The 26,888-nt window shown below is 49.7% G+C and carries 27 protein-coding genes; 14 read left to right on the top strand and 13 right to left on the bottom strand.

The window, feature by feature from the left end:
- Positions 1-79: 79 nt before the first annotated feature.
- From OSH01_RS15070 to OSH01_RS15060, 3 genes are all read right to left on the bottom strand, one after another.
- Positions 80-1,276, bottom strand: coding sequence for a benzoate/H(+) symporter BenE family transporter (locus OSH01_RS15070; RefSeq protein ID WP_266124954.1), 1,197 nt, complete (start codon positions 1,274-1,276; stop codon positions 80-82).
- A gap of 106 nt (positions 1,277-1,382) precedes the next feature.
- Positions 1,383-1,916 (bottom strand): multidrug/biocide efflux PACE transporter, encoded by a 534-nt coding sequence (locus OSH01_RS15065; protein ID WP_266124953.1) that lies wholly within the window; start codon positions 1,914-1,916, stop codon positions 1,383-1,385.
- 68 nt (positions 1,917-1,984) lie between these two features.
- Complete coding sequence (locus OSH01_RS15060; protein ID WP_266124952.1) at positions 1,985-3,190, bottom strand: MFS transporter; 1,206 nt, start codon at positions 3,188-3,190, stop codon at positions 1,985-1,987.
- 223 nt (positions 3,191-3,413) lie between these two features.
- Here OSH01_RS15060 and OSH01_RS15055 point away from each other — a divergent pair, with 223 nt between their 5' ends.
- Together OSH01_RS15055 and OSH01_RS15050 are read left to right on the top strand one after the other, a co-directional pair.
- Complete coding sequence (locus tag OSH01_RS15055; protein WP_266124951.1) at positions 3,414-4,169, top strand: sulfite exporter TauE/SafE family protein; 756 nt, start codon at positions 3,414-3,416, stop codon at positions 4,167-4,169.
- A gap of 43 nt (positions 4,170-4,212) precedes the next feature.
- The gene (locus tag OSH01_RS15050) at positions 4,213-5,022 is read left to right on the top strand and encodes a deaminated glutathione amidase (protein ID WP_266124950.1); all 810 of its coding nucleotides are present in this window, start codon (positions 4,213-4,215) and stop codon (positions 5,020-5,022) included.
- 61 nt (positions 5,023-5,083) lie between these two features.
- Here OSH01_RS15050 and OSH01_RS15045 read toward each other — a convergent pair whose 3' ends face one another.
- Positions 5,084-5,782, bottom strand: coding sequence for a glutathione S-transferase family protein (locus tag OSH01_RS15045; RefSeq protein ID WP_266124949.1), 699 nt, complete (start codon positions 5,780-5,782; stop codon positions 5,084-5,086).
- 92 nt (positions 5,783-5,874) lie between these two features.
- Positions 5,875-6,180: a hypothetical protein gene (locus OSH01_RS15040; protein WP_266124948.1), complete on the bottom strand. Its 306-nt coding sequence runs from the start codon at positions 6,178-6,180 to the stop codon at positions 5,875-5,877.
- A 317-nt stretch (positions 6,181-6,497) separates the two neighbouring features.
- Between OSH01_RS15040 and OSH01_RS15035 the strand changes: the two genes are divergently transcribed.
- The 10 genes from OSH01_RS15035 to OSH01_RS14990 all read left to right on the top strand — a co-directional run bounded on the left by OSH01_RS15035 (position 6,498) and on the right by OSH01_RS14990 (position 16,597).
- Positions 6,498-7,100, top strand: a complete 603-nt coding sequence (locus OSH01_RS15035; protein ID WP_266124947.1) for a transposase — start codon at positions 6,498-6,500, stop codon at positions 7,098-7,100.
- A gap of 199 nt (positions 7,101-7,299) precedes the next feature.
- Positions 7,300-8,919 (top strand): ShlB/FhaC/HecB family hemolysin secretion/activation protein, encoded by a 1,620-nt coding sequence (locus tag OSH01_RS15030; protein WP_266124946.1) that lies wholly within the window; start codon positions 7,300-7,302, stop codon positions 8,917-8,919.
- A gap of 38 nt (positions 8,920-8,957) precedes the next feature.
- Positions 8,958-10,862, top strand: coding sequence for a DUF2341 domain-containing protein (locus OSH01_RS15025; RefSeq protein ID WP_266124945.1), 1,905 nt, complete (start codon positions 8,958-8,960; stop codon positions 10,860-10,862).
- Positions 10,863-10,872: 10 nt separating this feature from the next.
- A complete protein-coding gene (locus OSH01_RS15020) occupies positions 10,873-11,286 on the top strand; it encodes an ExbD/TolR family protein (RefSeq protein ID WP_376918093.1) in 414 nt (137 codons plus the stop codon).
- 19 nt (positions 11,287-11,305) lie between these two features.
- Positions 11,306-12,046 (top strand): energy transducer TonB family protein, encoded by a 741-nt coding sequence (locus OSH01_RS15015; RefSeq protein WP_266124944.1) that lies wholly within the window; start codon positions 11,306-11,308, stop codon positions 12,044-12,046.
- Positions 12,047-12,086: 40 nt separating this feature from the next.
- A complete protein-coding gene (locus tag OSH01_RS15010; RefSeq protein ID WP_266124943.1) occupies positions 12,087-13,769 on the top strand; it encodes a putative porin in 1,683 nt (560 codons plus the stop codon).
- A 1-nt stretch (position 13,770) separates the two neighbouring features.
- Positions 13,771-14,436 (top strand): DNA repair protein, encoded by a 666-nt coding sequence (locus tag OSH01_RS15005; RefSeq protein ID WP_266124942.1) that lies wholly within the window; start codon positions 13,771-13,773, stop codon positions 14,434-14,436.
- A gap of 46 nt (positions 14,437-14,482) precedes the next feature.
- Complete coding sequence (locus tag OSH01_RS15000) at positions 14,483-15,007, top strand: YbjN domain-containing protein (RefSeq protein ID WP_266124941.1); 525 nt, start codon at positions 14,483-14,485, stop codon at positions 15,005-15,007.
- A 78-nt stretch (positions 15,008-15,085) separates the two neighbouring features.
- The gene (locus OSH01_RS14995; RefSeq protein WP_266124940.1) at positions 15,086-16,129 is read left to right on the top strand and encodes a peptidylprolyl isomerase; all 1,044 of its coding nucleotides are present in this window, start codon (positions 15,086-15,088) and stop codon (positions 16,127-16,129) included.
- A gap of 18 nt (positions 16,130-16,147) precedes the next feature.
- Positions 16,148-16,597: a hypothetical protein gene (locus OSH01_RS14990; protein ID WP_266124939.1), complete on the top strand. Its 450-nt coding sequence runs from the start codon at positions 16,148-16,150 to the stop codon at positions 16,595-16,597.
- Between the two features lie 52 nt (positions 16,598-16,649).
- On the opposite strand, the gene OSH01_RS14985 is transcribed toward OSH01_RS14990, so the two are convergent.
- A complete protein-coding gene (locus OSH01_RS14985; RefSeq protein ID WP_266124938.1) occupies positions 16,650-16,886 on the bottom strand; it encodes a DUF3820 family protein in 237 nt (78 codons plus the stop codon).
- Positions 16,887-16,901: 15 nt separating this feature from the next.
- Complete coding sequence (locus OSH01_RS14980) at positions 16,902-17,567, bottom strand: dienelactone hydrolase family protein (RefSeq protein ID WP_266124937.1); 666 nt, start codon at positions 17,565-17,567, stop codon at positions 16,902-16,904.
- 117 nt (positions 17,568-17,684) lie between these two features.
- Between OSH01_RS14980 and OSH01_RS14975 the strand changes: the two genes are divergently transcribed.
- A complete protein-coding gene (locus OSH01_RS14975; protein ID WP_266124936.1) occupies positions 17,685-17,948 on the top strand; it encodes a hypothetical protein in 264 nt (87 codons plus the stop codon).
- On the opposite strand, the gene OSH01_RS14970 is transcribed toward OSH01_RS14975, so the two are convergent.
- Genes OSH01_RS14970 through OSH01_RS14950 form a run of 5 tightly spaced genes read right to left on the bottom strand, consistent with a single transcriptional unit; the run spans position 17,927 to position 23,788 of the window.
- Complete coding sequence (locus tag OSH01_RS14970; protein WP_266124935.1) at positions 17,927-19,066, bottom strand: TIGR03364 family FAD-dependent oxidoreductase; 1,140 nt, start codon at positions 19,064-19,066, stop codon at positions 17,927-17,929. The two genes, OSH01_RS14975 and OSH01_RS14970, sit on opposite strands and share 22 nt — an antisense overlap.
- A gap of 3 nt (positions 19,067-19,069) precedes the next feature.
- Positions 19,070-20,089, bottom strand: coding sequence for a putative 2-aminoethylphosphonate ABC transporter substrate-binding protein (locus tag OSH01_RS14965; protein WP_266124934.1), 1,020 nt, complete (start codon positions 20,087-20,089; stop codon positions 19,070-19,072).
- 36 nt (positions 20,090-20,125) lie between these two features.
- The gene (gene phnX, locus OSH01_RS14960; RefSeq protein ID WP_266124933.1) at positions 20,126-20,977 is read right to left on the bottom strand and encodes a phosphonoacetaldehyde hydrolase; all 852 of its coding nucleotides are present in this window, start codon (positions 20,975-20,977) and stop codon (positions 20,126-20,128) included.
- A gap of 17 nt (positions 20,978-20,994) precedes the next feature.
- Complete coding sequence (locus tag OSH01_RS14955) at positions 20,995-22,725, bottom strand: putative 2-aminoethylphosphonate ABC transporter permease subunit (RefSeq protein WP_266124932.1); 1,731 nt, start codon at positions 22,723-22,725, stop codon at positions 20,995-20,997.
- On the bottom strand, positions 22,712-23,788 hold the full coding sequence (locus OSH01_RS14950) for a putative 2-aminoethylphosphonate ABC transporter ATP-binding protein (RefSeq protein WP_266124931.1): 1,077 nt from the start codon (positions 23,786-23,788) through the stop codon (positions 22,712-22,714). Before OSH01_RS14950 ends, OSH01_RS14955 begins: the two co-directional genes overlap by 14 nt.
- A gap of 132 nt (positions 23,789-23,920) precedes the next feature.
- Here OSH01_RS14950 and OSH01_RS14945 point away from each other — a divergent pair, with 132 nt between their 5' ends.
- Positions 23,921-24,802 carry a LysR substrate-binding domain-containing protein gene (locus OSH01_RS14945; RefSeq protein ID WP_266124930.1) on the top strand — a complete coding sequence of 294 codons (882 nt, stop codon included), beginning with the start codon at positions 23,921-23,923 and terminating at the stop codon, positions 24,800-24,802.
- Here the strand turns inward: OSH01_RS14945 and OSH01_RS14940 are convergent.
- Positions 24,797-26,782 carry a DUF4139 domain-containing protein gene (locus OSH01_RS14940; RefSeq protein WP_266124929.1) on the bottom strand — a complete coding sequence of 662 codons (1,986 nt, stop codon included), beginning with the start codon at positions 26,780-26,782 and terminating at the stop codon, positions 24,797-24,799. The two genes, OSH01_RS14945 and OSH01_RS14940, sit on opposite strands and share 6 nt — an antisense overlap.
- Positions 26,783-26,888: the final 106 nt, after the last annotated feature.

Genomic DNA, 26,888 nt, shown 5'->3' with positions numbered 1-26,888 from the left:
GAATATGTCATTTAGTGCAGTGAGGAAGTTTATGTAAATGTTGCCAATCACGATATTGTCTATTGTAGCTAGTCTGTTTTCAGAGATTTTTTCTTTGGCGCCAACGATCTAGGTAATAGATTGCTAAGCCTAGAATTAGGCCCCAGAAGGCACTACCTATACCCAGTAAGCTCATGCCCGATGCCGTACATAAAAAGGTCACCATGGCGGCTTCTTGTTGGGCGCTTTCTGCCAAGGCGCTTTGAATACTGGTAGTGATAGTGCCCAACAGCGCTAAGCCAGCGATGGCGGCAATTAGTTCTTGAGGGAAGGCAATAAACAAAGCGACCACGCTAGCGCCAAAGATACCCGCTAAAAGATAAAAAACGCCGCCCCACATTGCTGCCTTATAACGTTGCTGTGGGTCCGGGTCTACCTCTGCACTCATGCATAAGGCAGCGGAAATTGCAGCTAGGTTGTAAGCAAAGCCGCCAAAGGGGGCCAGTAGCACACCGACTAAACCGGTCCAGCTAATAAGAGGGCTAGTGGGAATATGGTAGTTATGAGCTTGTAATACGGCTACGCCCGGTACATTTTGCGAGGTCATCGTCACAAGAAATAACGGCAGACCTATACCTAGCAGTGCAGTCCATGAAAATTCGGGCGCATCAAATACGGGCGTGGTAATTTGCCAACTAAGGCTTTCTGGATGCAGCAGACCTTGAGCAGCCGATAAAGCGATGCCGCTTAGTAGTGCTAAAGGAATGGCATAGCGGGGGAAGTAGCGCCGACCCAGCAGAAACACAAACAGCATGCCCAAGCATAGTAACCACTGGCTTTGAATGGAGCTAAATAGGTTCATGCCAAAACGCAGTAGTATTCCAGCGAGCATGGCTGCCGCTATGCTACGAGGCACATACGCCATAATTTTTTGAAATCCCCCGGTTAGGCCACACAGTAGTGTCAGCACAGAGGAAAATAAAAAAACACCATAGGCTTGGGGGATGCTGAGCCCTTCAAGGCTCACGGCCAGTAAGGCGGCACCTGGTGTAGACCAAGCGATTAAAACAGGAACCTTATAGCGCCACGACAGGCCAATGGATAACACGCCTAGGCCTAGGCCTAGGGCCCACATCCAAGAACTTATTTGTGCCTGAGTTGCACCTGCTAGTGCCGCTGCTTGAAAAATAATCGCTACTGAGCTCGTGTAGCCGACTAAAACAGCAATGAATCCGGCAGAAATATGAGACAACTGCAAGTGTGTAAATAGAGATTTCTTTTTGGCCTGTATAGTCACGACGTGGTTCACTCTGTGCGAAGATGCCACTGCGTGAAAGAGACGGAGTGACGTGTAGTAGTTATATGTACCTTAGCGTAAGCTGGCTAAAGGTAGCGGTAAAGCGTTAATCGTTAGCGTGTTCAGCACGCGCTCGTTGCTTGGTTGTATAACGGCGACGCGCCACGATAAGAGTGCGTACTTTGTCATATATCAAGTTGTAGATAAAGGTGTAGGGTAGGAAAAATAACACTAAACCTATATCCAATATCAAAGCTTGCCATAAACTGCTATTAATCCACCAGGCAACCACGGGTACAACCAGAACAATAAGACCCAGTTCAAAACTGCAAGCATGAATGAGGCGCACCATCATCGTGCGCTCAAAGCCCATACGTTGTTGCAAGCGGTCAAAAACCCAGTTGAAAATCATATTCCATAAGGTTGCCATGCCCGAAATAACTGCAGACAGGGCAGCCATGGAGCCGGCTGATTTTCCTGTAAGCCACATGGCTAAAGGAGTGGCAAACGCAATACCCAATATTTCAAATAACACAGCATGAAAAAGTCGTTCTTTGACGCTGCGTTGGTAAGCGGATAAGTGCGTGTTTTGGGTACTATTGACTGGTTGATCAAGGCTAGGGGTGTGGGAAGGGGGCATGATAGCAATAAGAAACAAATACAAGCGTTAGCGCAATGATAAAGGACTTGTGGTGCTTATGTGGCGGGCTAATAAAGAGCTGAACCCTTCATGCGTTTTAACGAGTAGGCATGGATAATCAAACCACCCAGAGCCAAGCAAGCACCTACCCAAGCGGTAGAGGTCCAGCCTAAGCCGGCGCTAATGGTCAGCCCACCTAGCCATGCACCCAAAGCGTTCGCAACGTTAAAGGCAGAGTGATTGAGTGCGGCAGCCAGTGTTTGAGCATCGCCGGCCACATCCATAAGGCGAGTCTGCAAAGCAGGGCCTAGAGCCACTATCATGCCTACTAACAGTAGGGTGAAGGAACCCAAATAAGCATGGTGCGCGCTCCAAAGGAAAAACAGCATGGTGACCATGGCGTACACGAGTAAACCACGTATGGTGAGCTCAAGGTTTTTATCAGCCAAACGGGAACCCAGTACGTTACCTAGGATAGTGCCCAAGCCGAACATAGCCAAAATAAGTGGGATGCGCACTTCGGGAACATGCGCCAGGTTCATCATCGTGGGCTTAATGTAGCTGAAGATGGAGAACATGCCGCCAAAACCAATAGCGCCTATGCCTAGGGTTAGCCAAACCTGGCTCCGCTTGAGGGCGGAGAGTTCACGCAAAGGGCTGGCTTTCGGGTTGCCTGGAGTATAGGCTAAGCCTAGTTGAAGCAACATCATGGCGAGCACCGCAAACCCACTTACTAGTACAAAAGCCCAACGCCAGCCCGCCCATTGGCCCAGGGCTGCGGCCAATGGAACGCCTACCAAGGTCGCTACGGATAGGCCTAGCATTACCATAGCCACAGCTTGCGTGCGCTTGTGGTAGGGGACTAAGTCCGCAGCTACCAGTGAAGCAACGCCGAAATACGTGCCGTGGGGCAAACCTGAGAAAAATCTAGCGCCCATGATGCCCGCATAGCTAGGCACTAGCGTACTGATGATATTGCCCAATGCATATGCAAACATTAAAACGAGTAACATGCGTTTGCGTGGCCAGCGAGCGCCCAGCACAGCCAGCACAGGAGCGCCAACCACTACCCCAAGTGCATAAGCACTGATTAAGTGACCTGCTGAAGGGATACTTATTTTTAAGTCTGTGGCAACATCAGGTAATAGCCCCATGATAACGAATTCGCCGGTGCCAATAGAGAAGCCACCCGTGGCTAGGGCGAATAGTGCCAGTGGCGCGGTCCAGGGAGAGCTGACTAAGGAAGGGGAACGGGAGGTAGCAGGGCTAGGCATGAAGACAACAACACAAAGAAGCCGGTTTTACGTACGGGCTAAAGGCAAAGCGTAGCAGATGTTAGCCTGGCTGTCGCCCCGTTAGTGGGGCCATTGTTTTAGCAAGCCATGGATCTAAGCAGTTCAAGACGGTTGCCATCATGGCGCAACGTTGTTGCACTAAGCCTCTTGGAGGCCTGTTAAGCTCAGGGCTACAGGCTTATCATGTCGGGAAGTTTTTAACATGTTGTATGACCCTTTTTTCTATTTCTGCGCGGTTCCTGCTATTTTGTTAATGGGCCTTTCTAAGGGAGGTTTTGGGGGTGGTCTCGGAGGTTTTAGCCTACCCTTATTATTGCTGGTTATGCCTCCATTACAAGCTGCGGCGATTATGTTGCCCTTGTTGTGTCTAGCTGATCTAACGGGGTTTAAAGCCTACTACGGTAAGTGGAGTTGGCGCATTCTACGGATTATTTTGCCTGGGGCCGTAGTGGGTACTTTGATAGGCTGGGTATTATTTGAGTATTTGCCGGCGGCGTTGATGTTAGTACTTATCGGTTTGATTTCCGCTGGCTACGCTCTTTATCAGTTATTCGGACTTAGTAAACGAACAGCAGAAAAAAGTCGTGGCAGCCAATGGCAGGGTTGGTTTTGGTCAGGGGTGTCAGGCGTCACCAGTTTTGTCGCCCATGCTGGGGGCCCCCCTTTGCAGATTTACATGCTGCCATTACGCTTACCCAAAGAGACGTTCATTGCGACCACCAATCTTTTTTTTCTGTTGGTCAATCTGATTAAGTTGGGGCCTTACTTCCTATTGGGGCAGTTCAGCAGCAGTAATTTGTGGCTGTGTGTGGTGTTAGCACCTTGCGTGCCGATTGGTGTATACAGTGGCATTTATTTGCAACGACGGGTAGATATCAACACCTTTTATATGCTGTTGCAGGTGTTTTTATTCTTAACAGGTAGTTTATTGATTTATCAAGGGTTACGCAGCCTTTGAGCATCAACTGGCCAGCGCCGTCGTTTTCTATTAAAGGGGTGGTATGAAAGTAGCTTTAGGACAGTTTGCCGTAGAGATAGAGTCTGAGAAAAATTTATTAACTTGCTTGGATTTGATGCAAAAAAGCCAACAAGCAGGGGCGGACTTACTTGTTTTACCAGAGGGTATTTGCTCGCGGAATATAGCCGACCCGGAACTCGTGTTGAAAGCTGCTCAAGCCATCGATGGCCCTTTCATTACCCGCCTGGCCGAGGCAACGGTTCACAATGCCCTAACAGTTGTGTTTTGTATGCATGTTCCCGTTCCTGATAAACACAACAAGGTTTGGAATGTGCAGGTGGTATTGGCGGGAGGGAAAGTGGCTGCAGCGTATAAGAAATTGCATTTGTATGACGCTTTTGCCACACGTGAGTCCGACTATGTAGAGCCCGGCTCAGACGTTCCACCATTGCTAACTATAGCCGGCTTTAAAGTAGGCTTAATGACCTGTTACGACTTGCGTTTTCCTGAGCTGGCACGACGTTTATGTAGCGATGGCGCAGAGGTATTGTTATGTCCTTCTGCTTGGCTTAAAGGGCCTTTGAAGGAACATCACTGGCACGTGTTAAATACTGCTAGAGCCTTAGAAAACACGGCTTATGTGGTGTCCGCAGGGGAGTGTGGCCCGCGCAATATTGGCATGAGCATGGTGGTTGATCCTTTGGGAGTAGTGGTGGCTCAAGCAGCAGAAAATCCGGCTTTATTATTTTGTGAGCTTGATAAGGCGAGGGTGGAGCACGCACGACGTGTACTTCCCGTGCTTCAAAACCGTCGGTTTATTCGTCCAGAATTACAAACCAAAAAAACAGCCTAAGCCAGCGTGGCTAGCTAGGGGGGCTTAAGCAAACGCCCCCTGATATATAAGGTTCCGGTTTTTAGGCCGGAATGCTCAGGCCCTTTTGTACCGCAGGGCGGGCTAGAAAACGTTCTAAAGTAGCAATCACTGTTGGATAGGCGTCTAGTCCAACGAGCTCACCTGCGGCATAAAAGTCACGCAAGGTGTTGACCCAAGGAAAAATGGCAATATCAGCGATGGTGTATTCATCGCCGAGCATCCATGTTTTGCCTTGCAGGTGGCGCTCAAGCACGCCGAGCAATCGTTTGGCTTCATTGACATAACGCTCTTTGGGCCGCGGGTCGTCAATTTCTTTGCCGGCAAATTTATGAAAAAAGCCTAGCTGGCCAAACATAGGCCCAATGCCACCCATTTGAAACATGATCCATTGCAAAGTTTCGTAGCGACGAGCTGGGTTTTGGGGTAATAAGCGCCCAGTTTTCTCGGCTAAGTAAATAAGTATCGCTCCGGACTCAAAGAGCGGCAAGGGCTGGTTGTCAGGGCCGTGAGGATCCAGTATGGCAGGAATTTTATTGTTAGCGCTGAGTGAAATGAACTCAGGGCTAAGCTGATCTTGTGTGCTGAAACTGACTGTATGGGCTTGGTACCGTAGACCGACTTCCTCCAGCATGATAGATACCTTAACGCCGTTGGGTGTAGGCAAGGAATACAGTTGTATTGCCTGGGTGTCAGTGGCAGGCCATTTGCGAGTAATGGGGAAAGCATCGAGTCCGGACATGCGCCACTCCTTAATAAAAAAATAGTGTAAGGAACATTCTCGCATAGCGGCGCGACACTGTCTTGGATGCACCCAGAACGAGCTACGTCGTGTTAACGGGAAAGAAAAGGCGGCGGGGCGACAGGCTCGACGGGGCGTTGAGGTTTGATAGAGTGCCCTAGGTTGTTTCCCATACGGTTACTTAAGGTGGCAGGAGTAGGCATGCCTAATCGGTTCGGCGCTTGCTCAATAATACTTTCAGAATTGCCTCCTCGGGGGCGCATCGCCTCTTGTTGTGCTTTTTCTTGTAGTTTTTCTTGCAGACATGCGTAAGACATCGTGCGCTGCCCATCTACCTCCACATCGACACAACTTGAACTTGCTTTAGGAGCTTGAGCGAGAGCTGTTGCGACGTTCATAAATAAAACTGGATAAAGTAATAGAACTGTCAATGATTTCATAAGGCGTTTTTTCTGCAAGAGGGTGAGAGATATTTTGAATGTTCGGGAGCTTTATTAACAGTATTGAAAAACTTTTCCAATAGCATGATTGGATATTTTACTGGTTTCGCAGCAACCAGTCTTCAAATGTAGGCTTGGTTTGAAGCAGTACGTACGGTTTTCTTAATGTCGGTGTGCATAGCATGCAAATTACTGAAAAATAAAGACAGTAGTATGACAACTGAATCGAATGTTCTGAATTGAGCTCAACGCATCCTTGGTTTTGGGATTAATACATGAGTAATCTAGTCAAACGCGTTTCGATGCAGGAATTAGATACGCGCTTATCAAAAATTGTAGACGAGGCGCGGGAGCGCCCCGTTGCCGTCACACGATATAACGCACCGTGGGTTTGGATAGTCGCCCATAACGTGTGGGTTGATATAGAAAAATTAAAAAATGTGGTACCTGAAGATCATCCAATGGCTGAGGTACGCCGCATAACGGACAACATCATTCAACAATATAATCGCGCTTTCGAAGAACCTGACGCCAGCATAGATAGTTATATGAACGGCGAGAGCATGTTCCGCTGCTTGTTGTTGCAGAGCTTATTTCCCATGAGCAATGAAGACAGAGTGTTCGAAGAGCTACGTTTCAATCTGTTGTATCGCTGGTTCATCGGTATAGAAACGTTCCGCGAACCTTTAGATGCGAGGCCTCGATTTATTAGTCGACTGAGAAATATAAAAAAAGATCCACTAGTGATTGGTTTGTTATTGAGATGTTTGGATGAAATAAAAAAATATCCAGTATTAAATGAAAAATTTCCAGTGGATCAGGAAAGGATAAATGAATGGAAGTCGTACTTATTGGAAAGTAAAGAGGTAAAAAAATAGTCACCTATTAAGTGACATTTTTTGAGAATATGTTTTTGCTGTTTGTTCGTTGTTTTAAAAAGAAAAAGCTCATGAGCTTTTTTAATAATGCGGACGTATTTCTTCTCTACCATAGCATCTTGTTTAGATCTGTTAGATCTGCTTTCATTTTTCTTGGCAACGGTGCCAAAACTGTTTTAGCTATCCTGCGAGCCCTTTCATGCAGCCATTTAACTGTATTAAGCATTATTTTTTGCCGCCTGCTAGTTTAGGTTCCATACTTGAGCCGCGGGCAGTGGTAGCCAGTGTGCTGCTTACCTTATCAGCGTGGTCTGCTCCAGCTCAGGCACAGCAAACGGTCACTATTAACGAATATATCGTGCGTGGAAACACGGTCCTAGACCAACGCTTGATAGAACAAGCTGTTTATCCCCATCTAGGCGAGGGGCGCACCCTAGATAACATCGAGCAGGCACGGGATGCCTTGCAGCAAGCCTATCAAGAAGCCGGTTATCAGTCTGTTTATGTGGATTTGCCTGAACAGCAGGTAGAGCACGGTATCGTAATCCTCCAAGTAACCGAGGCAAAAGTCGGTCGCTTACGTGTAGAAGGGGCGCAATACAATTCGCCATTGGCAATACGCGATGCAGTGCCGGCTTTGGCGGAAGGTCAGGTGCCAGACTTCGAACAGGCCCAAAGCCAATTGGCTGATTTGAATCGCGGTTCGCGCCAAGTGATGCCTTTGGTGCGCGAGGGTGCTTTGCCTGGCACTCTAGATGTAGACCTACGGGTAGAAGATAAAATGCCTTGGAATGGGTCCGTGGCATTTAACAATGACTACAGTGCTGATACCACTAAAACTCGTGCCATTGTTTCTTTAGGACACGATAACCTTTGGCAGTTAGGCCACTCCGCCTCCTTAACTTACTTTACCGCCCCCGAACGCAAGGGCGATGCTAGCGTTATTTCAGGCTCCTATACCTTACCCACCTCTAAACATTGGGATTTGCAGTTATCTGGCTATAACTCCAATAGTGACATAGCCACCATAGGGGGCACTAATGTGTTAGGTAAAGGTCACTCCTACGGAGCACGATTTACCTATAGCCCTGATTTCCAAGCGCCGTGGTTTCATAGTTTCTCAGCAGGGTTAGACTACAAACGATTCCGCGAAGAGCTACGTTTTGGTGGCGATAGTGATCAGGTTCCGTTGACCTATATCCCTCTTAACTTAGGTTACAACGGTTATCGCTACTCTGAGGGTTCGCAAAGTTCCGTTGCGGTCGATATCGTCGCCAGTCCGCGCAGTATGTTCGGCATAGGTAGTGACGATGAAGAGTTTGACTATAAGCGCTATCGCGCCGACCCAAGCTTTGCCTTACTCAAGCTAAATCTTAGCCATACCCAGAGCTTACCCCGCGATTGGCAGATGTACGCACGCCTAGGCGGGCAGTTGGCTTCTGGTCCTTTGGTCTCCAACGAGCAGTTTTCTGCAGGCGGAACAGGTACGGTTCGAGGTTATCTAGCTGCCGAGCGCTCAGGCGACGAGGGCTACAACAGCTCTATTGAATTACGCACCCCATCTCTATCCAAATGGTTAGGTAGCAACGTAAATGAATGGCGCTTTTATGCCTTCGCTGATGCGGCTCGTGTGCGTTTACTCGACCCCTTACCCGAGCAGGAACACGATTTTTCTTTAGCCAGCATAGGGCTGGGCACACGTATGCAAGTGTTGAATTGGTTATCTGCCAATTTTGACTGGGCATATCCCCTAAAAGACGGCGCTTATACCGAGCGTCACAAGCCACGGTTGCATTTCAGCGTCCGTGCCAGCTTCTAACTTAATTGATTTCATACCGAATTCGGAGCTTTCGAATCATGCAACGCTACATCATGCTCTTGCTGGTTTTTCTTGCCAGCCTTTTGCCGGCGGCCGCACAGGCCTGGTGGCAGCCCGACTGGGATTATCGCAAGCCCATCACTATAGATGCGTCGTCCGAAGGGGCTAACCTGTCTAGTTCTTTGGGTCGCACTCCTGTGCTCGTACGTCTGCACACTGGCAATTTTGTTTTCGATGGAGTCAATGAAAATGGCTCTGACCTGCGCTTTGTGCTGCAAGACGACAAAACCGTATTGAATCACCAAATTGAGATGTTCAACCCCTTGTTGGGTATTGCCATGATCTGGGTAGACGTTCCCGAGATTCTAGCGGCTGAGCAGCAGACAATCTGGATGTATTACGGCAACGCAGCCGCTCCACAGACCTCCAATGGGCAGATTAGTTTTGATCCTAATTACACGTTGGTTTACCACTTTAACGGTGCGGCGGATGCGCCACCACGAGACAGCACCGCCTATGCTAACCACGCTCAAACCCAACCCACCTCCTATATTGATGGTGTAGTGGGCCGTAGTGCGCAGTTTGGTGGGGAAGCCGCTTTAATGCTGCCTGCTAGTCCTTCTTTAGCTATGCCAGCGGGCGCACCGTTTACGGTCAGCACGTGGGTTCGCCCAGACCAGCTCATCGGTGAGCAATTGATTTTTGCTCGTCGGGAAGGGGCAGCCTCCTTTTTGCTCGGTTTAGATCAAGGTGTGCCATTTATCGAGGTTAATGAGCAACGTGCTCAAGCAGGGCAAGCTATCACACCTTCTCGTTGGGTTCACGTAGCGGCCAGCACTGACGGTGCTCAGGTGCAGTTGCTTATCGATGGCAACGTGGTGGCATCCTTAGCGGGTGGTTTGCCCGCCTTTAATGGTGTTACTGCTGTGGGGGGTGATGTACTCCGGGCTGCAGCGGTGGTGCCAGAAAGCGGTGCGAACGGGGATGCAGCTCAAGAGGCTCCTGCTCCGAAAAGCTACGCCAATTTTGTTGGCGCTATAGACGAACTACGTTTGTCTAAGGTGGCCCGTCCCGTTCCGGCTCTAGCTGTCGACGTTTTATCACAAGGTTCAGAGTCGCGCTTAGTGGTATATGGCGAGGATGAGCAGCAGTCAGGTTTTGGTTTTGGAGCCTTAGGCTACCTGCTCGGTGCTGTACCGCTAGATGCTTGGATTGTATTGGCTGTGTTAGCCATTATGTTGGTCCACTCCTGGGTCATCATGATTGAAAAAAGCCGTACGGCTACACGTTTGGAAAAAGGGAATGCAGTGTTCCGTGAGCGTTTTGCTCAATTAGGCACACAGCTAGAGGCATTGGCTGATGCTAAACCGGATGCCTCTACCCAGCAGGCTTTAGATAAAGCTCCTTTGTGGAAGTTGTATACCACAGCCATACACGAAGTGCGTAAGCGTAAAACCGAAACAGGCTCAACCGTACTCAGCCCAGCTGCTTTGGATTCTATCCGTGCAGCCATGGATAGTGTACGCACCTACGAAGCCCAGTCTTTGTCCTCACGTATGGGTGCTTTATCCAACGCGATCGCAGGCGGACCCTACATAGGTTTGTTCGGTACTGTCCTAGGAATTATGGTGGTGTTCTTGGGTACAGCGATGGCTGGCGACGTCAACATCAATGCCATTGCTCCCGGTATGGCAGCGGCCTTGTTGGCGACTGCAGCAGGGCTGTTTGTCGCGATACCTGCATTGTTTGGATACAACCGAATTTTAGGTAGAAACAAGGCGCTTGGTGCCGAGATGCGTGTGTTCATCGAAGAGTTCACCACCCGTTTAGCAGAAAGCTATGGTAGCGGTGCCGTGACTGAACAGCCGAAAAAAGTAAAAGACACAACATCTTTAGCACCAGGTTCAAACCTGCACGCTCAAGCACCTAGTATTCACCAATAAGGAGCCCAGCATGTCCCGATCCATGGTTGATGAAGATGAAGATGATGTGGTGGATGGTATCAATATTACGCCGTTAGTTGACGTATTAATGGTGGTCTTGGTGATGTTTATCTTGACGGCTACTGCTCAGGTGGCAGGCATACAAGTGAATTTACCTAAGGCCAGTTCCACCGTGTCACTTTCTATTTCGCAAACGAAGGCTATTTCGGTTAACGAGGCTGGGCAAGTGTTTTTAGATGCTTACCCCGTAACTTTACCCGAGCTAGAAGAACGCTTGCGTACCGAGAAAGCCTTGAGTCCTGATTTTCCCGTCATCGTTCGCGGTGATGCTGAAGTGCAGTATCACCGCGTAGTGGAAGTGCTGGATTTATTGCGTCGACTGGAACTGTCCCAAGTGGGATTGGTTACCGGCAAACCAACTTGATCATTTAAAGCAGTGAATCATGTCGTCAAACTCTCCTGATCCTTTCAAGAGCTCCTCTGACACCAAGGCCCCGAAAAAGGGCCTAGGCAAGAATGCGACTATTGTAGTGATAGTCGTGGTCATTGCGGTGCTGGGCTATGTGGTGTGGAAATGGGCCAATAGCATGGCGGGTATCAAGCGTGAGGCGCCCGCCATCAATGCCATTATTCCTTTGCCGCCGCCTCCGCCACCTCCACCTGAACCCGAAACACCTCCTGAGCCAGAAGAGCCGAAGGAAGAGGAGTTGGTAGAGCCCGAACCAGATCCTGAACCTACGCCCTTAGATGAGCCCACCCCTGTTGAGGATGACACGCCTCCTACGCCTACTGACAGCAGCACGGAAGCCATGCAAATGGATTCCGATGCACAGGCCGGATCGGATGCTTTCAATATTTCGGCAGGCTCAGGACGAGGCATGGCGGGCTCAGGGGGTGGCCGTGCTGGTAATGCTACTTACAGCCAGTACCTGGGTTATGCCTTGCAGAAAGTACTGCGCGATGACGAGCGGACTCGCATGTTGGCGTACCGCATGCGTATCAACCTGTGGCTTAGCGATAACGGCAACATTGATCGCGTTGAACTGGTTAATTCCAGTGGTGATGCCGAGATAGACCAAAAGGTGGTGGCTGCTTTGCGTGACGTCAAGCGTCTTGAAGAGCGCCCGCCACCCTCCTTAGATATGCCAGTGCGTATTGCTCTGAGTAGCCGTCGTCCTTCTTAAATAAATATCTTTACTCTGCTTAAACCTGGAGTTCCGTACAATGAAATATCAACCACATCGATTGAGCCTGGCTTTGGCTGCTTGCCTGATGTGCTCATCGGCCTTGGTTGCTGCTCAGCCTGTAGCCAGCGATAACGCCACAGCCAATTTGATTCGCCTGCTCGTTGAGCAAGGGGTACTGCAACCTGAACAAGCTGCCTCTTTATTAAAACAAGCCCAGGATGAAGCCTCTAGTGCGACCAAAGGTTCCGTCGCGCAACCAGGAGATGTGCGCGTCCCCTATATTCCTGTCACAGTACGTGATCAGATTCGTGAGGAGGTTAAGGCCGAAGTTATGGCTACCGCCAAACAAGAGAACTGGGCGGCTCCGAACACCTTCCCTGATTGGGTTTCTCGTATCACCGTAGATGGTGATGTGCGAGTACGCTGGGAAAATCGCGGCTTTAGCAGCAAAAATAGCCCCTACATTGTTGACGTGGCTAAGCTGAATCAGTCCAGTCCGTTCCTATTTGGTGTTTACGATGCGAATGGTAATCAAACAGGCAACGTCAGTGTGCCTTTGCTCAATACCCGTAAAGATCGTAATAATCAATACCGTTTCCGCGCTCGTATCGGCTTTACGGCCAATATTAGCGACCAGTGGTCGGCCGGTATACGCCTAGCTAGTGGCAGTAATAAAAGCCCAGTTTCTACCTCAGATAATTTTGGTGGCGGCTTTAGCAAAAAATCTTTTTGGTTAGATCAGGCCTATTTGCGATGGAGCCCTACCGACTGGGCACAACTTACGGCCGGTCGTGCAGACAATCCCTTTGTTAGCACCGATATTCTGTTCTCTAAGGACTTGAACTTAGATGGCTTCTCTGCAGCATTTAAACGTCCACTGAATAATACAGACATTACGTTGCGGAGCACCTTGGGCGCGTACTTGATCGACAATACTTACAACTCAGGCATGAGCAGCGTTGCTGACTCTGAAGGTGAAACGAAAACGAAGTGGTTATTAGGCGCTCAAGTGGGAGCTGACTGGAAAATTAACCACGAACAAACCTTAAGTGCCGACCTTGCATACTACACGTACCGTAACATTGCAGGCGTACTCTCTGAGCCTTGTGATTATTTAGACACTAGTTGCAGCACAGACTGGTCTAGCCCTAGCTTTATCCAAAAAGGGAATAGCTTATTCCTTATTCGTGATGTGATTCCGCCTATTTATCAAGCCGGTTCCACTTACCAAATGTTGGGCTTAGCTTCTCGCTTTAACCTTTTAGATCTAAACCTTGGGTGGAAAGGGCGTGTCGGTAACGGTTTAGGGTTACAAGTGTCGGGGAACTATATACGCAATTTGGCCTACAGCAAAAACAGTATTGAAGATCGCGTTCGTCACTCTGAGCTGGTGACAAACATTGAGAATGGCCACTTCCGTTCGGGGGGGAACGCATGGACCATACACACCGCTTTAGGAAAAGATTATCGCGTGCGTGATCGTGGCGACTGGCAGGTATTTGCTGGCTATAAGTACATACAGCCTGATGCAGTACCCGATGCGTATAACGACTCCACTTTCCACATGGGTGGTACTAACGCCAAAGGTTATTACTTAGGTGGCGCTTATGCCATAGAAAAAGATGTGGTGGCACAGTTACGCTGGATGAGCTCTCGTGAAATTTACGGTAGTCCATTGTCCATCAATATTATGCAACTCGAACTTAACGCGCGGTTCTGATATGAGACTTATACATCCCTTATCTAAACAGTCGTCCTTGTCCTTGTTGCTGGCAGCTGCATGTTTAGTCGGTGGTTCCGTAAATGCGCAAAGCATGGAAGAGCGACTGCGTGGCGAGCTGCGCACCACTACGCAACAATTGCAGCGCATTCAGTCCGAGCAGGCTCAACTCAATGCGGCTAAGCAGGGCGCTGAGGCACAGCGTGACGCTCTTCAGACTGAGGTGGCTGCATTGAAAAAAGCTCTGGCTACAGCGCAAGGGCGTTCGGATACCTTAATCGAGCAGCAGGAACAATTGCGCAACGAAGCCAATAGTCGCTTATCGGCTAGCCACCAGCAACTTACACAGGCACGTAGCGCTTACGACAGCCTTGCCGCTCAGGCACGTCAGTTTGAGGTACAAAGCCAAGTTTTGGCTAAAGACCTTAAGCAACGCGAGCACGAGTTAAGTGTTTGCTCTTTGAAAAACGAGCAACTGTATAGCGCAGGTCGTGAAATTTTAAATGCATACGAAAATTTTAGTACGGGCGATTTATTGGCCTTGCGTCAACCTTTTTCCAGCTCGGCTCGTGTTGCCTTTGATATGAAGGCGCAAGAGATGGGTGACGCTCTTTACGAGCAGAAGTTTGATCCTAGGGCTGTGCAACAGCCCCAGGTCACCCCTTGATGGCGACGAGCACCAGTCGTCTTCTTTAACTAGGACTTATATATATATGGACAAGACTTCCCTTATTAACAGCGTCAATACCGCACAGCTGACCGTTTTGCTTCAGGAAATGGGCTATCGGGTTACCGAAGCCAAGCAGGGGGATACGGTACATCTGTTGAGTGCCGCTCAGGGTATTGGCTTTACTGTTCGTCCCGGTAATCCGGGGCTGGAAGAGCAATCCTATCTGGACTTCACGTTTTCTTGTGTCATACGGGTGGAAGGTAACTTAGCCAGTAGTCTCATCAATCGTTGGAACGTGGAAAAGCGCTTTGCGCGCTTGGCCTTACAAGGTGAGTTCTTGACCTTGGAAATGGATTCCGTGGTAGCGGGTGGCGTGACGGAGTTAAACATACGCGCACAAATTGAACTTTGGGATCGTTTATTGCAAGAAATGATTCTTTTTCTGCGTGGTAATCCCGAAGCTGCTGTAGGGCAAACAGCCTCACAACCAGTGGAAAATACCTTAGCGGCAGTCGAAGACGATTTGGCTACTGAGGCGAACGAGGAAGAGGGCAAGGATCAGCAGTAAGCCCTTATTAGAAAAACAGGCTCGCCTTGGGGCTTGAGGTGAGCCTGTCATTTTGCTGTATATATTTAATCTGGACATATGATGACGCATCGTACATTTTGGACCCAAGGTATGCCACGTTTGGCTGTTGCGCTAAGCGTGCTCAGTCTAGTAGCCTGTAAAGATTCAAACAGTGCTTCCAGTGGGCCGTTGGCGGCAAGCCCAACCCTCGTTGCACAGGCGTCTGAGCCCGCTGCACAGCCTGCAAATCAGGCCAAGCAAGATGACCCCGTGATTGCCGCGCTGGGTGAGGCCAAGGTGCACAAATCTGAGCTCAACGCTCTTTTGTCGGCCTTATCACCTGATCAGCTTGAGCAGTTAAAATTAAATCGAAGTGGCCTAGAGCAATGGTTACGGGAGCGTTTAGCTGAAAAGGCTCTATACCAGCAGGCCCTCGCCCAGCGTTGGGACGAGCAGGCTCGTATTCGCCAAAGTCTAGAGCTTGCAAAACAACAGCTCGTTGTGCAAAGTTATTTGGCATCGGTTAGTCAGGCTCCAGAGTCTTATCCTAGTGATGCAGAAATTAAACAAGCATACGACAGCAATCAAGCTGCTTTGCAAGTACCAGCACAATACCGTGTCGAGCAACTGTTCTTTCCTCTCACTGGGCAGGCCGAGGTAGATGTGTCGATGAAGCGGATGCTCGATGAGGCCAGCCAACAAGCTAAGCAAGGTAAAAATGGCTTTTCAGCGATAGGCAAAGATCTGGAACAGCGTAGCCAAGGTATGGTGACTCGCACGGAGACTCCTTTGGTACCGTTAACGCAGCTCTTACCAGAAGTGCGGGTGGTGCTAGAGCGCTTGAAAAAAGGCCAGGTCTCAGATCCTGTGCGCTCCCAATCGGGTTGGCATCTTTTGCATGTACTCGAGGTTCAGGAATCACGCCCTGCCAGTTTCGAGGAGGTTCAGCCCGAGTTAAAACGATTATTGCGTCAGCAACGACAGCAGGAAATCGCCTTATCTTATTTGAATGGCATGCTGGATACGGGCACGGTAAGTATTAACGGTGCTGAGTTACGTCAGGTGTTGGGTGAACCCGCACAGCTCCCTGGTTCTGCCCAGGCCGCTACCGCCCAGCCTTGATAGTTATCGAGATCCGTCATGACAGAGCATATGTGGAAATCCGCCTTTCATAGTTTGAGTCAACAGTTAAGCAGTTGGGGGCTACGTACTAGGCAGCTAGGCTTAGGGGCAGCACTGTGTTTACCCTTCACTGTAGTGTGGGCGGATACGGCTGCTCCCCATTGGATTAATTACGCACAGCAGTTTAGTGCTCAGCTTGAGCAGTATGTGCATAACCAAGATAGCGACGTGGCTGAACGCTTAGCAACGTGGGCAATCGATCATAACGAGGCCCAGCTTGGGCCGGTACAGGCGCAGTTTTGGTTTACGCGCGATGGCTCGGTGCGTGAGTTAAGTGTTGAAAGCTTACAAAATGCTCAGGCGGATGCTGATTTATATCTGCTTTTACAGGGCATACAGGCTAGATTTGCGCCGCCTCCAGATATGCCCCAGCCTTTACGTGTACGTTTGCAGTGGTCTTATGACTAAAAAAATGGCACGTTTTTTGTAATGGGTTGTACTGCCAGCTACGCACGACGGTTTATCGCGATGAGCGTAAAGGATTGAGCAAATCGCGTAAACCGTTATGATCCAGCTCGTAGGCCAATGCAAGAAGCCGTCCTATTTCGCCTGCCGGAAAGCCCTGCCGCGCAAACCACTGCAAGTAATTACCCGGAAGATCAGCGAGTGCGCGACCTTTGTATTTCCCATAAGGCATGCGCAGTGTGAGCAGTTTTTCTAGGTCGGCGTTAGGATCAGAAAGAGTGTTAGTGGACATGTCTAGGGCAAACGTTTATACGGTGCGTAAGTGTTCCTGAAAGAACGCCAAGGTACTGCGCAGGGCTTCTTGATAGGCCAGTTCTTGATATTGAAAACGATGCGAGCAGCCAAAGCCATGGTCGGCCTCGGGGTAAACATGAATGCTGACAGCGGGTTGGCTTAAGCGTATAGCCGCGATAGCGTCGCTCGGGATAGAGTGGTCTAGCTCTCCAAAGTGCATTTGCACCGGCACGTTCGCTTGCAAGTCTTTGTTTTCAGCAATGCCACCACCATACCAGCACGAGGCTGCACTTAAGCCTTGTAGTTGGCAAGCCGATAACCAGCTAAGCGTTCCACCCCAGCAAAAACCTATCACTCCAACGGCCTGATGGCCTAAAGCCTCTATGGCTGACTGAATGTCCAGCAAGGCTTGTTCTTGGGTAATTTGCGCGCGTAGTTCTAGCCCTTTTTGTATGTCCTCGGCACTGTAGCCTAGTTCTACTTGGACTTGCGCTCGATCAAACAAGGCGGGTGCTATCACGTCATAGCCTTCTTGGGCAAAAAGCTCACATTGCTCTTTGATGTATTGATTCACACCAAAAATTTCCTGTAGCAACACCAGCCCTTTTTTAGCCCCAGGGTTATGGCAACGGTAGGCACTGAACTGATGATTGTCGCTGCTTTTTAATTGAACGAGCATGAGTGTCTCCTGAAATAACGGGAAAAGGTAGTGTACATACAGACCGTACAGCGGACCTTGCTGTAGTAGTGATACAGTTTAGCCTTATTCCTTAGATCCGTTTATAGAGCGTAACAGATGAACACAGTATTGCAGGATGAGATTTTCTGGTCGTTGGTAATGCCTTGGGCCTTGTTCATAGGTTTATTCGTCATTCCTCGTAAACCGCTTTGGTTCAGGCACTATGTATTTCCCGGAATTTTTATAGTAATGGGATTGATATTAGCGTTTACCTTGGCTAAAGGGATAGGCATCATGAGCCTGGTATTAGGTTTAGTAGCGTGGTGGGCGACCGGTGAAAGCAAAGGCCGCCCTTGTGCTCACGCAGGTAAAAGCCCGTAACGCGACAGCATATTGCGTTCTGCTATCGCTAGCCCTGTACTCATGCCTAAGCCTGTGTGCATGAGACTAATCCAGGTTTTTTCATCGGGCTTGAGTACAGAGTAAGGGCCTGGGCCTTTAGCTCCGTAGATACCCTGCCAACGCTCTATCACTTTAACTGGGCTTGCTAATACGGCTTGTGCCAGTTCAAGCAACATTTCATCTGTACGCTCTTGGTTAAACGGACTGGCTTGCGGCCCGTAGTCATGTGAGTCGCCAATAATCAAGTTGCCGTCGTGGCTGGGGCTGATCAACAGGTGTATGCCCCGCTCAAGTAGCTCAGGAGCTTGATTTTCTACTTGGCGACGTAGCTCTTGAGCGGCGGGTAAGTCGCTGAAAGCACCATAATGCAAACAGGATAAGCCAGTCAATAAGGGTCTGTCTAATGTTTGCCAAATAGGATTTTGAGCCCGTATTTTGAGCATTTGTAAACGGCTTACAGACAACGACAACTGCTCGAGTTGTTGCTTGTGTAAGCTAATATAATCGTGCCCCGGACAGATAAAAATAGTATCGGCTTTGAATGAGCCCGCTGTGCTTTCTAGTTCACCCTGTGCGGCAGCGTGTACATGCACGCCAGTTAGTACGTCCACACCTATGCTTTCCAGATGATAGGTAATCGCCGGTAAGGCAGCGCGAGAATACAGTTGTAAATCCTCTAAGCCTTGTAATGCTCCGTGGTGGTGTGCCAAACGCCCTGCGAACAGTTGTCCGACTTGTTGGGCTGTGAGCAACTCGCATTTCATCTGTAAAGAAGGGGCGCGTTCTACTACGTAGTTCTCTAGGGTTTGCATTTCTGCGTGATTACGCGCCAGAAATAAGGATCCCTGGTTGCGTACTTGAAAATTGGCCACTTGGGCTAAGCGTAGCCATAATTCGCGGCTTTCTCGTGCCAATTCCAACATGACGCCGGGTGCCTGACCTGTAATCAGCACTTGGCCAAAATTGCGAATACTGGCGCCTTGTGCTTGATGGCTGCGTTCTAGTAAGGCTACACGTAAACCTCGGCGGGCGGCAGCCCAGGCGTGTCCTACGCCTAGTATGCCGCCGCCTACGACTAATACATCGTAGTGCTTCATGGATTAGTTCTTTGCTTCAGATTTACCGTCGAAACGCTTTGTCCATTCGTCGACAATACGCTCTCGATTTTCTGCTGCCCAGACAAAGTCGTTGTTAATTAAACGAGTGTTTAGGTCAGCGGGTAAGTGCGGATTGGAGGTGGCGATGGCAGGAATGGCCAGAACAGCGAAGTTTGTTTTGTAAAGATGATTAGCTTCTTCGCTAGCCGAGAAATCTGCCAGTTTTTGTGCTGCCTCAAGATTTTTTGTGCCTTTCATAATGGCAGCGGCTTCGACTTCCCAACCTAAGCCTTCACTGGGGAAAACGAGTTCAAGAGGAGCCCCATCTTGTTTGAGTCGTGCACCGCGATAGTCGAAAGAGACGCCAATGGCGTATTCACCCGAAGCGGCTAAGTTACAAGGCTTGGAGCCTGAATGTGTATAGGCGCCTATATTTTGGTGTAGTTTGTCCATGAACTCCCAACCTTTGTCTTCACCAAAAAGTTGCAGCCATGCGCTCACGTCAAGAAAACCCGTTCCAGAGGAGGCGGGGTTAGGCATCACAATTTTGCCTGCATAGACAGGTTTCGTGAGGTCTTCCCAAGTGCTCGGGATAGGCAAATTGTGTTTCTTGGCTTCTATGGTGTTGACACATAGAGCGGCGGCGTAACCGTCCATGCCAACCCAAGCTGGCGGGTTGTTAGTATCACGCATTTTAGGGTCAATGCGCTCTAGGCCCTGGGGAGCATAAGGGGCCAACATGTCTTTGGCAGCCATGAGCCCTAGGGCTGAACCTGCCAGGCCCCAGATTGCATCAGCTTGTGGCTGATCTTTTTCAGCTAAGAGTTTCGCGGTAATGATGCCTGTAGAGTCGCGTACCCATTGAATGTTGATATCAGGGTGCTTTTTTTCAAAAGCTGCTTGGTAAGCCTTGATTTGATCGGCTTCTAGAGCTGTATAGACGGTTAACGTGGTGTTCGCATGCGCGGCACCTACGGTTGTGAAAAGGCTGGCGATGAGGGTATTGAGTAAGAGTCTGTTCATAAGTAACTCCGTTGGAGGTTGCGGGTAATAAGGGGTTTAAGGGCGTTCGCCCTGTTCCAGACGTGTTTGTATATCGCGTATGACGGGTGGTAGGTCGGCGACGCTATCAATCAGATAATGAGGCCGGGCAACTTCTAGTACTTGGCTTGCCTGTGCGCGTACTTGTGCAAGCTCGTTTTCATGTAAATCCTGGATGGCGTCCCAGCTCAGTCCGCATGCGTTTCCTGATAAAACTAGCCCTACGGTCCACATGCCGGCTGCGTGCCCCTCTTGTATGCCAGGAACCGTATCGTCAATTTTTACGCAGGCGGCTACGTGGCTAATGCTCAGTTGGCTTACGTTTTCTAATGCCATGGCAGGCCAAGGGCGGGCTCGGCTAACTTCGTCGGAACAAACGACTAAATCCAGTTCCAAGCCTTGAGCTTCGGCATGGGGGAGCAGTTCATTCATGACCGAGCGTGGGTAGCCAGTGCAAGAACCTAATTTCAGACCTTGTGAGCGTGCCCAGAGTAGCGACGTGCGGGCACCGGCTATAGCCTGTGAGTGATGGGCGACACGGGCTATTTGCAGTGGGAGGAACGCGGCATAAATGCTGTCAATGTCTTTAAGCAGAATAGAGCGCTGGTGTTGTTGGTAGAACTGTTCTTGTATCGGGGGCAGGTGTAGCAAATGTTGGATGTGATCCCATTTGCCTTTTCCCATCGCACTGCGAGCCTGCTTGAGGTTAAGTTCTAGGCCAAAATGAGCGAAGGCCTCAACGAGAATTTGAGTAGGAGCAAAAGAGCCGTAGTCTACTAATGTGCCTGCCCAATCAAAAATCAGGGCTTCCACTACGGCAGGGGTTGGCGCTTTTTTTGTGTAGCGATGAGGGGAGGGTGATCTTGGCATAAGTATGGGTAGGTGGTTTAACGAGGTTGAGGGGCACGCCAAGCTTGTGTACGACGTAAGCTGGCTTTGCTAAGTAGGTGTATCAGCACGCAGAACGTGCCAGAGCTGAGCATAATGAGTGTGCACATCGCGGCGGCAGGCCCAATTGAGCCCGCATCATCCATATTCAGTACGGCCACAGACGCTAAGACTGTTTTGGGGCTGTAAAGAAACACGACAGCGGATACTGTGGTCATAGCAGAAACAAATAAGTACCTTGCTACAGCCAGTAAAGCAGGCAGACACAGCGGTAAGGTGATGCGGGCAAGGGCATCGAAACGAGAGGCTCGCAATGAGGCTGAGGCTGCGTCTAGTTCGTGCGGGATAGCTCGTAGAGCGGTGGTGAAGGTAAGGTGAGCGCTGGTGTACAGGTGAACAATAGTACAAAGTACTAGCAAGCCCATGGAGCCATAGAGTCCGTTCAATGGATTGCTGGGAGCATTGAAAAAGAAAATGTAGCCTAGGCCTAGCACCAAGCCGGGGATAGCCATGGGTATTAGGGCAAGCATACGCAGAAACCCTTGTAATGCCTGAAAACTACGTATGGTGCTAGGGAGACGCTCAAGCAACCACGCGCCTAAAAAAATGAGGCCTGTGCCAGCCATAGCCGTGTAAAAACTCATGCTCAAACTATTGCGCCATGCAAGCCATCCACCGCCGTCCATATTGTCAAAGTCATAGGATTTAAGGCTCAAGCCTAGGTTGTAAGGCCAGAAGGTGATGAGTGAGGCCCATACCGCCATGCCTACAATAATTAAAATGGCTAAGCACAATAGTCCAGTAATGACAGTGAAGGACTGATCACGGCGGGCAAGAGGAAGGGGGCAATAAGCGTTGAGTTGCCCCTGCTTTTGATTTGCGTTACGCCGGCGTAAGTGCTGATCCAGAAGGAAAGTAAATACGGCAGGTATCAGCAGAAGCATTCCAATAGCAGCTCCTTTTGAGAACTGTAGTTGGCCTACGACGGCTTTGTAGGCTTCCATAGCAAGCACGTTATAGGAGCCACCCACCACCTTAGGAACACCAAAGTCGGTGACTGTTAGCGTGAAGACCAAGCAGGCAGCTGTAAAAATAGCATAGCGACTGGCCGGTAAGGTGACGGTGAGGAAGCGTCGTCGAGCATTTGCCCCCATTGCTCGTGCTGCGTCATACAAACGCGCATCAGCCAACGCTAAGCCGGTACTTAAAATCATAAGAGCATGGGGGAAAGTATAGAAAGACTCACCTAGTACGATGCCCCAAAAGCCATAAATACTGCCCTCTCCTAGTAGGCCACGTAGTAGACCTTGATTTCCGAAAAGATAAATGAGTGAAAGGCCTGGCATTAGGGATGGTGCAAGTAATGGTAGTAAGCCGATGCTGCGATAGAACGACGCACCGCGAAGGCAGCAGCGTTGCAGGGCAAAAGCGAAGGCATAGGCACTAGGAATGACGATTACTACCGTGCTTACGCCCACTAACAAGCTGCGGCCGACCATGGGCATAAACCCAGCGCTGGTTAAGATAGTAAAAAAAACACTGCCGCCACTTAGCTGACCTTGTTCGTTTTGCAGCGCACGCCAAAGTACGGCCAGCATGGGTAGCACTAAAAACAGCGTGAGTAACACCAACAGCAAGATGAATAGCGTACTAAGTAAGGCTTTATCCAGACTGGGCGCCCATGGGCGACGGCTTATCCCCTGATCGCCGTTTGATTTAAGCGTGAGCATACAGAGCCTCGGCAGGGAGCTGGATATGACAGCGCGGAGCAGCGTGAGCGTGAGTGAGTCTATCGCCCAGTTCGGCAGAAATAAGGGCTGTTAAGTTCAGTCCATTCATGCCATCGGGACGAAGATGGAGTCGATAATGTCGACCTAAAAAAACGCTGTCAGTGATATGAGCCAACAATAGATTTTCTGTGGCTATGTCTGGAGCACGTTCAAAAACACGGATGTTTTCAGGACGAATGAAAAGCTGACCTTGTGACTCAACAAGCGTTTGTTTGACCGCGAGGGATATCTGTTCCACTTGAGCTTGCTGGGCGTGTTGCTTGGTATAAGGCAGCCAATTGGCCTCGCCAATAAAACCCGCTACAAAAGCATTGGCGGGTTGTCGATAGAGTTCTTGCGGTGTGCCGTATTGGATCAGTTGACCTTGATGCATCACTGCAATTCTGTCAGCCATCACCATGGCCTCTTCTTGGTCGTGCGTCACCATCAGTGTAGTGATGGCCAGTTTGCGCTGTAGCAGTCGTAGCTCGTGTCGTAAGCGTTCGCGTACCTGAGCATCAAGCGCTGACATGGGTTCATCGAGTAAAAGCAACGAGGGTGATGGAGCCAGTGCCCGAGCCAGGGCTACACGTTGTTGTTGTCCACCAGATAGCTGTGCGGGGTATTTTTGATCGCTACCGGTTAGGCCCACTAGATCAAGCATCTCTGCTACTCGGCGCTGTACAGCGGTATTGAGTCTTTTTTTGGGGCTTAATCCATACGCAATATTCTGACTGACGGTCAAATTGGGAAACAGCGCATAGGATTGAAACAAAATACCGTAGTCGCGCTGTTGGGGGGGCAGTCGAGTAATGTCGCGGCCTGCCATGGTGATTTTGCCTGCATCGCTGTGCTCTAAACCCGCCAAGCAACGTAAGAGAGTAGTCTTGCCGCAGCCCGAGGGGCCCAGCAGACAAACCAGTTCGCCTGCTTTGATATCGAGTGACAATTGATTCAGCGCAGTGAAGTGACCAAACTGCTTGTGTAACGAATCGATGGAAATAAAGGTGGGGCTAGAAGCCATCCTGTTTACCTGATCTGAGTAGGGGATGGCTGGAAGTATGGCGCGTCAAGGTGGCGTGTTTATGACAGATGCTCTAATTCTTGTAATACACAGATTAGATAATTTGTCTTTTACTCTTTCTGCGGGATCTTTATGCTGGCTTTAGAACTTAAGTCTTTCCATGCTATTGCTTGTACTAACTCGATCACGCGAGCGGCTAAGGAATTAGGTATTAGCCAGCCAACAGTGACCTCTCATTTGCGTCAACTCGAAGCCAAGTATGGCATTGAGCTTTTTTATAGGCGTGGCAAGGGAGTGTACTTAAGCGAGGAGGGTGAGCACCTATTGCCGCAAGTGGAGGCCCTGTTGCGGCAGGCCGCTCAAGTGGACTTCCAACTGCGCGATTTACGCGATTTAAAGAAAGGTAAGCTTCGTATTGGTGCTACCGGACCTTATTACATCATGGGGGTTTTACAGCAGTTTGTGCGTACCTATCCCGGCGTTGAATTAACCTTAAGTATGGACAACTCACAGCGCGTATTGGCCTCACTAATGGATTATCAGCTTGATGTGATCGCCTCATCCTTTTTAGTTGAGGACGAGCGTATGCAACGTATTTTGTTGGCCAGTGACCCTTTAGTGGTGGTGGTACGTGCGGATCATCCTTTGGCGCATCAGCCGCGGGTCAGTACGGCAGAGCTAGTCAGCTATCCATTGCTGTTACGCGAGTCTGGGTCCATGACACGCGACTTGTGTTTAAAAGTATTTAAACGGGCAGGGCAGGCGCCCCACCGCGTACTAGAAATGGGCAGTCGTGAAGCCATAGGCTGGGCGATTGCCCGAGGTATGGGGGCGAGCTTGCTACCTTTACGTGAGGTGCCTCCCCATACCGAATTACGCACCATCCCCTTAGCTGATATATCTATGCACTCTTACGAATATGTCTATTGCTTAAAAGAGCGTGTACATGGTCATGCTATACACGCTTTTTTAGAGCTAGTGCAACACAGTGTGGTGCAGGATCCGCACTTATAAAGCGGCCAACGCTTGTTGGAATTGGGCGCGTGCACTTTGCCACGTTTCCCGCGCTTGTTGTAGCTCTTGGCGGGCAGCTAAGATCAGATCCTCTTGGCTAGCCAGTTGCTCGGTGAAGCGTTGACCTAAATTACTTTGTTCGCTGACAGCAGTTAGATTTTCACGGATACGCAGTTGTTCAGCGCTCGCCTCTTCAAGTTGAGTCTGAGCTTGCGTATACACAGCATGAGCTGCCTGCACCTTTGCGTGTAAACGCAGCAGTTCAGGTAGGGCTTTACTCAGCTCGTCGTTGAGTTTGGCTTGGCTCCAGGCTTGTAATGTGTTGTCGTCGATGTCATCTAGGCGTAGTGACTGCGCCTCGGTACGGCTAAAGGTAGCAAGCACCTGTTTAGTTGCACCCGCTGGTACTGGCACGCGTAATCGATAAGACTGTTGGGTAGTTTCTACCTTGGCATCGCTGCTAAATTCCCAACCCGAGCGGCGAGGTAGCTCAAGCACGACAACGCTTGCTTGATCTTGGGCGCCTTTGATATCGAAACGCAGGTCTATGCTTTGTTGCCAAGCTGTTTTGGCAACACCATCACTGACCTTAGTGTGTAAGATTTCGTGCCGTTCCTGCTGTTCTTGGCGGATGTGTATTTTATTATTTTGGGCAAAATAAATAAGTCGCGATTCACCAGTCGGTAGACCCGCCAACTCGGCATCACCAACATGGCCTGTTTGCGCATCAAACACGGTCATGATGCCAGGCGGTAGACTGCTATCGAGCGTGTTATTAAGGTAAATAGCCGCGGTTGGATGGCTGCTGCTTTGGCCTTGTCGATACACCGAGACACGTTCTGCTTGTAGGGAGCTATCAATGATTGGCACGGATACGGTTTGCCCTTGCGGAACCGTTACCGGATCAGCAATCGTAAATTGCACTTGAGTCTGACTTTCTTGGCTAAGCGCCGTTGCTAAGCTGGGTGCCTCATAGTTTCTAACGATACTTTTGCTACGTGCCGCCATGGCATTTTTTTGTCTTTCTTGATGCGCGGCGCCCGCTGCCATGGCAGGGGCAGGCGCCACGGCGGAGTCAAACATAACTTGTTGACGGTCGGCCTCGGGTGCTTCGCTGCTTCCTACGGCAATGGGTAAGTAGGGCCTATCGTGCCAATATTGCTGTAGTAGCGCTTGTTGAAATAAAACGGGCGCACCCGAGTTCAGGCTTAATTGGATTTGATTCCAGTCTTGTCCGGTGGTGTTCTCGAGTACAGCCCAAGCTTGTAAGCGGGTTTTTTCTTTTTCGATTAACAGTCTATAGGTGGTTTTCCACACTGGGGCAGCAATCAGGTAATTGAGCTCAACAACAGAGCCTTGAGGCTGCTCCAGGTTGACGTTTATAGCGCGTTGATTATCATTGGTTTGCTGTGCCAAGATAACGCTTGCTTGTTGTAGTTGGGCTTGAACTTTTGGGTCTAATACTTGCAAGCTGCTATCAGCGGCTAAGCGCAAGGTGTGCACTTCCCCTTCATTCACTAGCAATGACAACACCGTTTCAGATGTTTGTCCGTTATGTTGTGTTTCAACGCCTAATACCTTGCCTTCTAGGCTGCGCCCATTGGAGTTCGCGCGCACGCGTACACCGCGTAGATGTTCTGCTAAAGTGGCAATGGAGCTCAAGCTTTCAGCGTTAAAAGGCATCCCTGAAAAGCTGCTATCTAAGGGGGCCAGACCGGTGAGAGTGATGCTGCTAATTTGGTTTTTACCATCAGTGACCATCAATGTTTTCAGCACATCATTGACCTGATCAAGGGGTACGGTGAAGCTTAAAGGGCCTTTTTCAGGTAGATCAAGTTGGCGGACGATGTCAGCTAAACCGGCAGTAGAAAGTGTTACTTTACGAATGCTGTCTGCCCAGCTAGTTGGGTGAATCAGGCATAGACTAAGGGCAAGGCTTAAGTAAGTGGGTGAAAAGCGTAGCGGCTTACGTGCTGACATAACATCACTCCTAAAAGGGGAACGTCTCATTATCTCGTATTGGATCGTATTTAGCTCACTGGTGTGTAAGTAAATTTTGTGCCAAATTTTTCCCAGAGTGATAGTG

Source organism: Alcaligenes endophyticus, from assembly GCF_026344035.1.
Classification (GTDB): domain Bacteria; phylum Pseudomonadota; class Gammaproteobacteria; order Burkholderiales; family Burkholderiaceae_B; genus Alcaligenes; species Alcaligenes endophyticus.
This window is presented reverse-complemented; position numbering and strand designations above follow the sequence as displayed.

What these genes read in the sequence shown, in the direction of transcription:
- OSH01_RS15065 (WP_266124953.1), bottom strand. Translation starts at nt 1,916, where the DNA reads ATGCCCCCTTCCCACACCCCTAGCCTTGATCAACCAGTCAATAGTACC.
- OSH01_RS15060 (WP_266124952.1), bottom strand. Translation starts at nt 3,190, where the DNA reads ATGCCTAGCCCTGCTACCTCCCGTTCCCCTTCCTTAGTCAGCTCTCCC.
- OSH01_RS15055 (WP_266124951.1), top strand. Translation starts at nt 3,414, where the DNA reads ATGTTGTATGACCCTTTTTTCTATTTCTGCGCGGTTCCTGCTATTTTG.
- OSH01_RS15050 (WP_266124950.1), top strand. Translation starts at nt 4,213, where the DNA reads ATGAAAGTAGCTTTAGGACAGTTTGCCGTAGAGATAGAGTCTGAGAAA.
- OSH01_RS15045 (WP_266124949.1), bottom strand. Translation starts at nt 5,782, where the DNA reads ATGTCCGGACTCGATGCTTTCCCCATTACTCGCAAATGGCCTGCCACT.
- OSH01_RS15040 (WP_266124948.1), bottom strand. Translation starts at nt 6,180, where the DNA reads ATGAACGTCGCAACAGCTCTCGCTCAAGCTCCTAAAGCAAGTTCAAGT.
- OSH01_RS15035 (WP_266124947.1), top strand. Translation starts at nt 6,498, where the DNA reads ATGAGTAATCTAGTCAAACGCGTTTCGATGCAGGAATTAGATACGCGC.
- OSH01_RS15030 (WP_266124946.1), top strand. Translation starts at nt 7,300, where the DNA reads ATGCAGCCATTTAACTGTATTAAGCATTATTTTTTGCCGCCTGCTAGT.
- OSH01_RS15025 (WP_266124945.1), top strand. Translation starts at nt 8,958, where the DNA reads ATGCAACGCTACATCATGCTCTTGCTGGTTTTTCTTGCCAGCCTTTTG.
- OSH01_RS15020 (WP_376918093.1), top strand. Translation starts at nt 10,873, where the DNA reads ATGTCCCGATCCATGGTTGATGAAGATGAAGATGATGTGGTGGATGGT.
- OSH01_RS15015 (WP_266124944.1), top strand. Translation starts at nt 11,306, where the DNA reads ATGTCGTCAAACTCTCCTGATCCTTTCAAGAGCTCCTCTGACACCAAG.
- OSH01_RS15010 (WP_266124943.1), top strand. Translation starts at nt 12,087, where the DNA reads ATGAAATATCAACCACATCGATTGAGCCTGGCTTTGGCTGCTTGCCTG.
- OSH01_RS15005 (WP_266124942.1), top strand. Translation starts at nt 13,771, where the DNA reads ATGAGACTTATACATCCCTTATCTAAACAGTCGTCCTTGTCCTTGTTG.
- OSH01_RS15000 (WP_266124941.1), top strand. Translation starts at nt 14,483, where the DNA reads ATGGACAAGACTTCCCTTATTAACAGCGTCAATACCGCACAGCTGACC.
- OSH01_RS14995 (WP_266124940.1), top strand. Translation starts at nt 15,086, where the DNA reads ATGATGACGCATCGTACATTTTGGACCCAAGGTATGCCACGTTTGGCT.
- OSH01_RS14990 (WP_266124939.1), top strand. Translation starts at nt 16,148, where the DNA reads ATGACAGAGCATATGTGGAAATCCGCCTTTCATAGTTTGAGTCAACAG.
- OSH01_RS14985 (WP_266124938.1), bottom strand. Translation starts at nt 16,886, where the DNA reads ATGTCCACTAACACTCTTTCTGATCCTAACGCCGACCTAGAAAAACTG.
- OSH01_RS14980 (WP_266124937.1), bottom strand. Translation starts at nt 17,567, where the DNA reads ATGCTCGTTCAATTAAAAAGCAGCGACAATCATCAGTTCAGTGCCTAC.
- OSH01_RS14975 (WP_266124936.1), top strand. Translation starts at nt 17,685, where the DNA reads ATGAACACAGTATTGCAGGATGAGATTTTCTGGTCGTTGGTAATGCCT.
- OSH01_RS14970 (WP_266124935.1), bottom strand. Translation starts at nt 19,066, where the DNA reads ATGAAGCACTACGATGTATTAGTCGTAGGCGGCGGCATACTAGGCGTA.
- OSH01_RS14965 (WP_266124934.1), bottom strand. Translation starts at nt 20,089, where the DNA reads ATGAACAGACTCTTACTCAATACCCTCATCGCCAGCCTTTTCACAACC.
- phnX (WP_266124933.1), bottom strand. Translation starts at nt 20,977, where the DNA reads ATGCCAAGATCACCCTCCCCTCATCGCTACACAAAAAAAGCGCCAACC.
- OSH01_RS14955 (WP_266124932.1), bottom strand. Translation starts at nt 22,725, where the DNA reads ATGCTCACGCTTAAATCAAACGGCGATCAGGGGATAAGCCGTCGCCCA.
- OSH01_RS14950 (WP_266124931.1), bottom strand. Translation starts at nt 23,788, where the DNA reads ATGGCTTCTAGCCCCACCTTTATTTCCATCGATTCGTTACACAAGCAG.
- OSH01_RS14945 (WP_266124930.1), top strand. Translation starts at nt 23,921, where the DNA reads ATGCTGGCTTTAGAACTTAAGTCTTTCCATGCTATTGCTTGTACTAAC.
- OSH01_RS14940 (WP_266124929.1), bottom strand. Translation starts at nt 26,782, where the DNA reads ATGTCAGCACGTAAGCCGCTACGCTTTTCACCCACTTACTTAAGCCTT.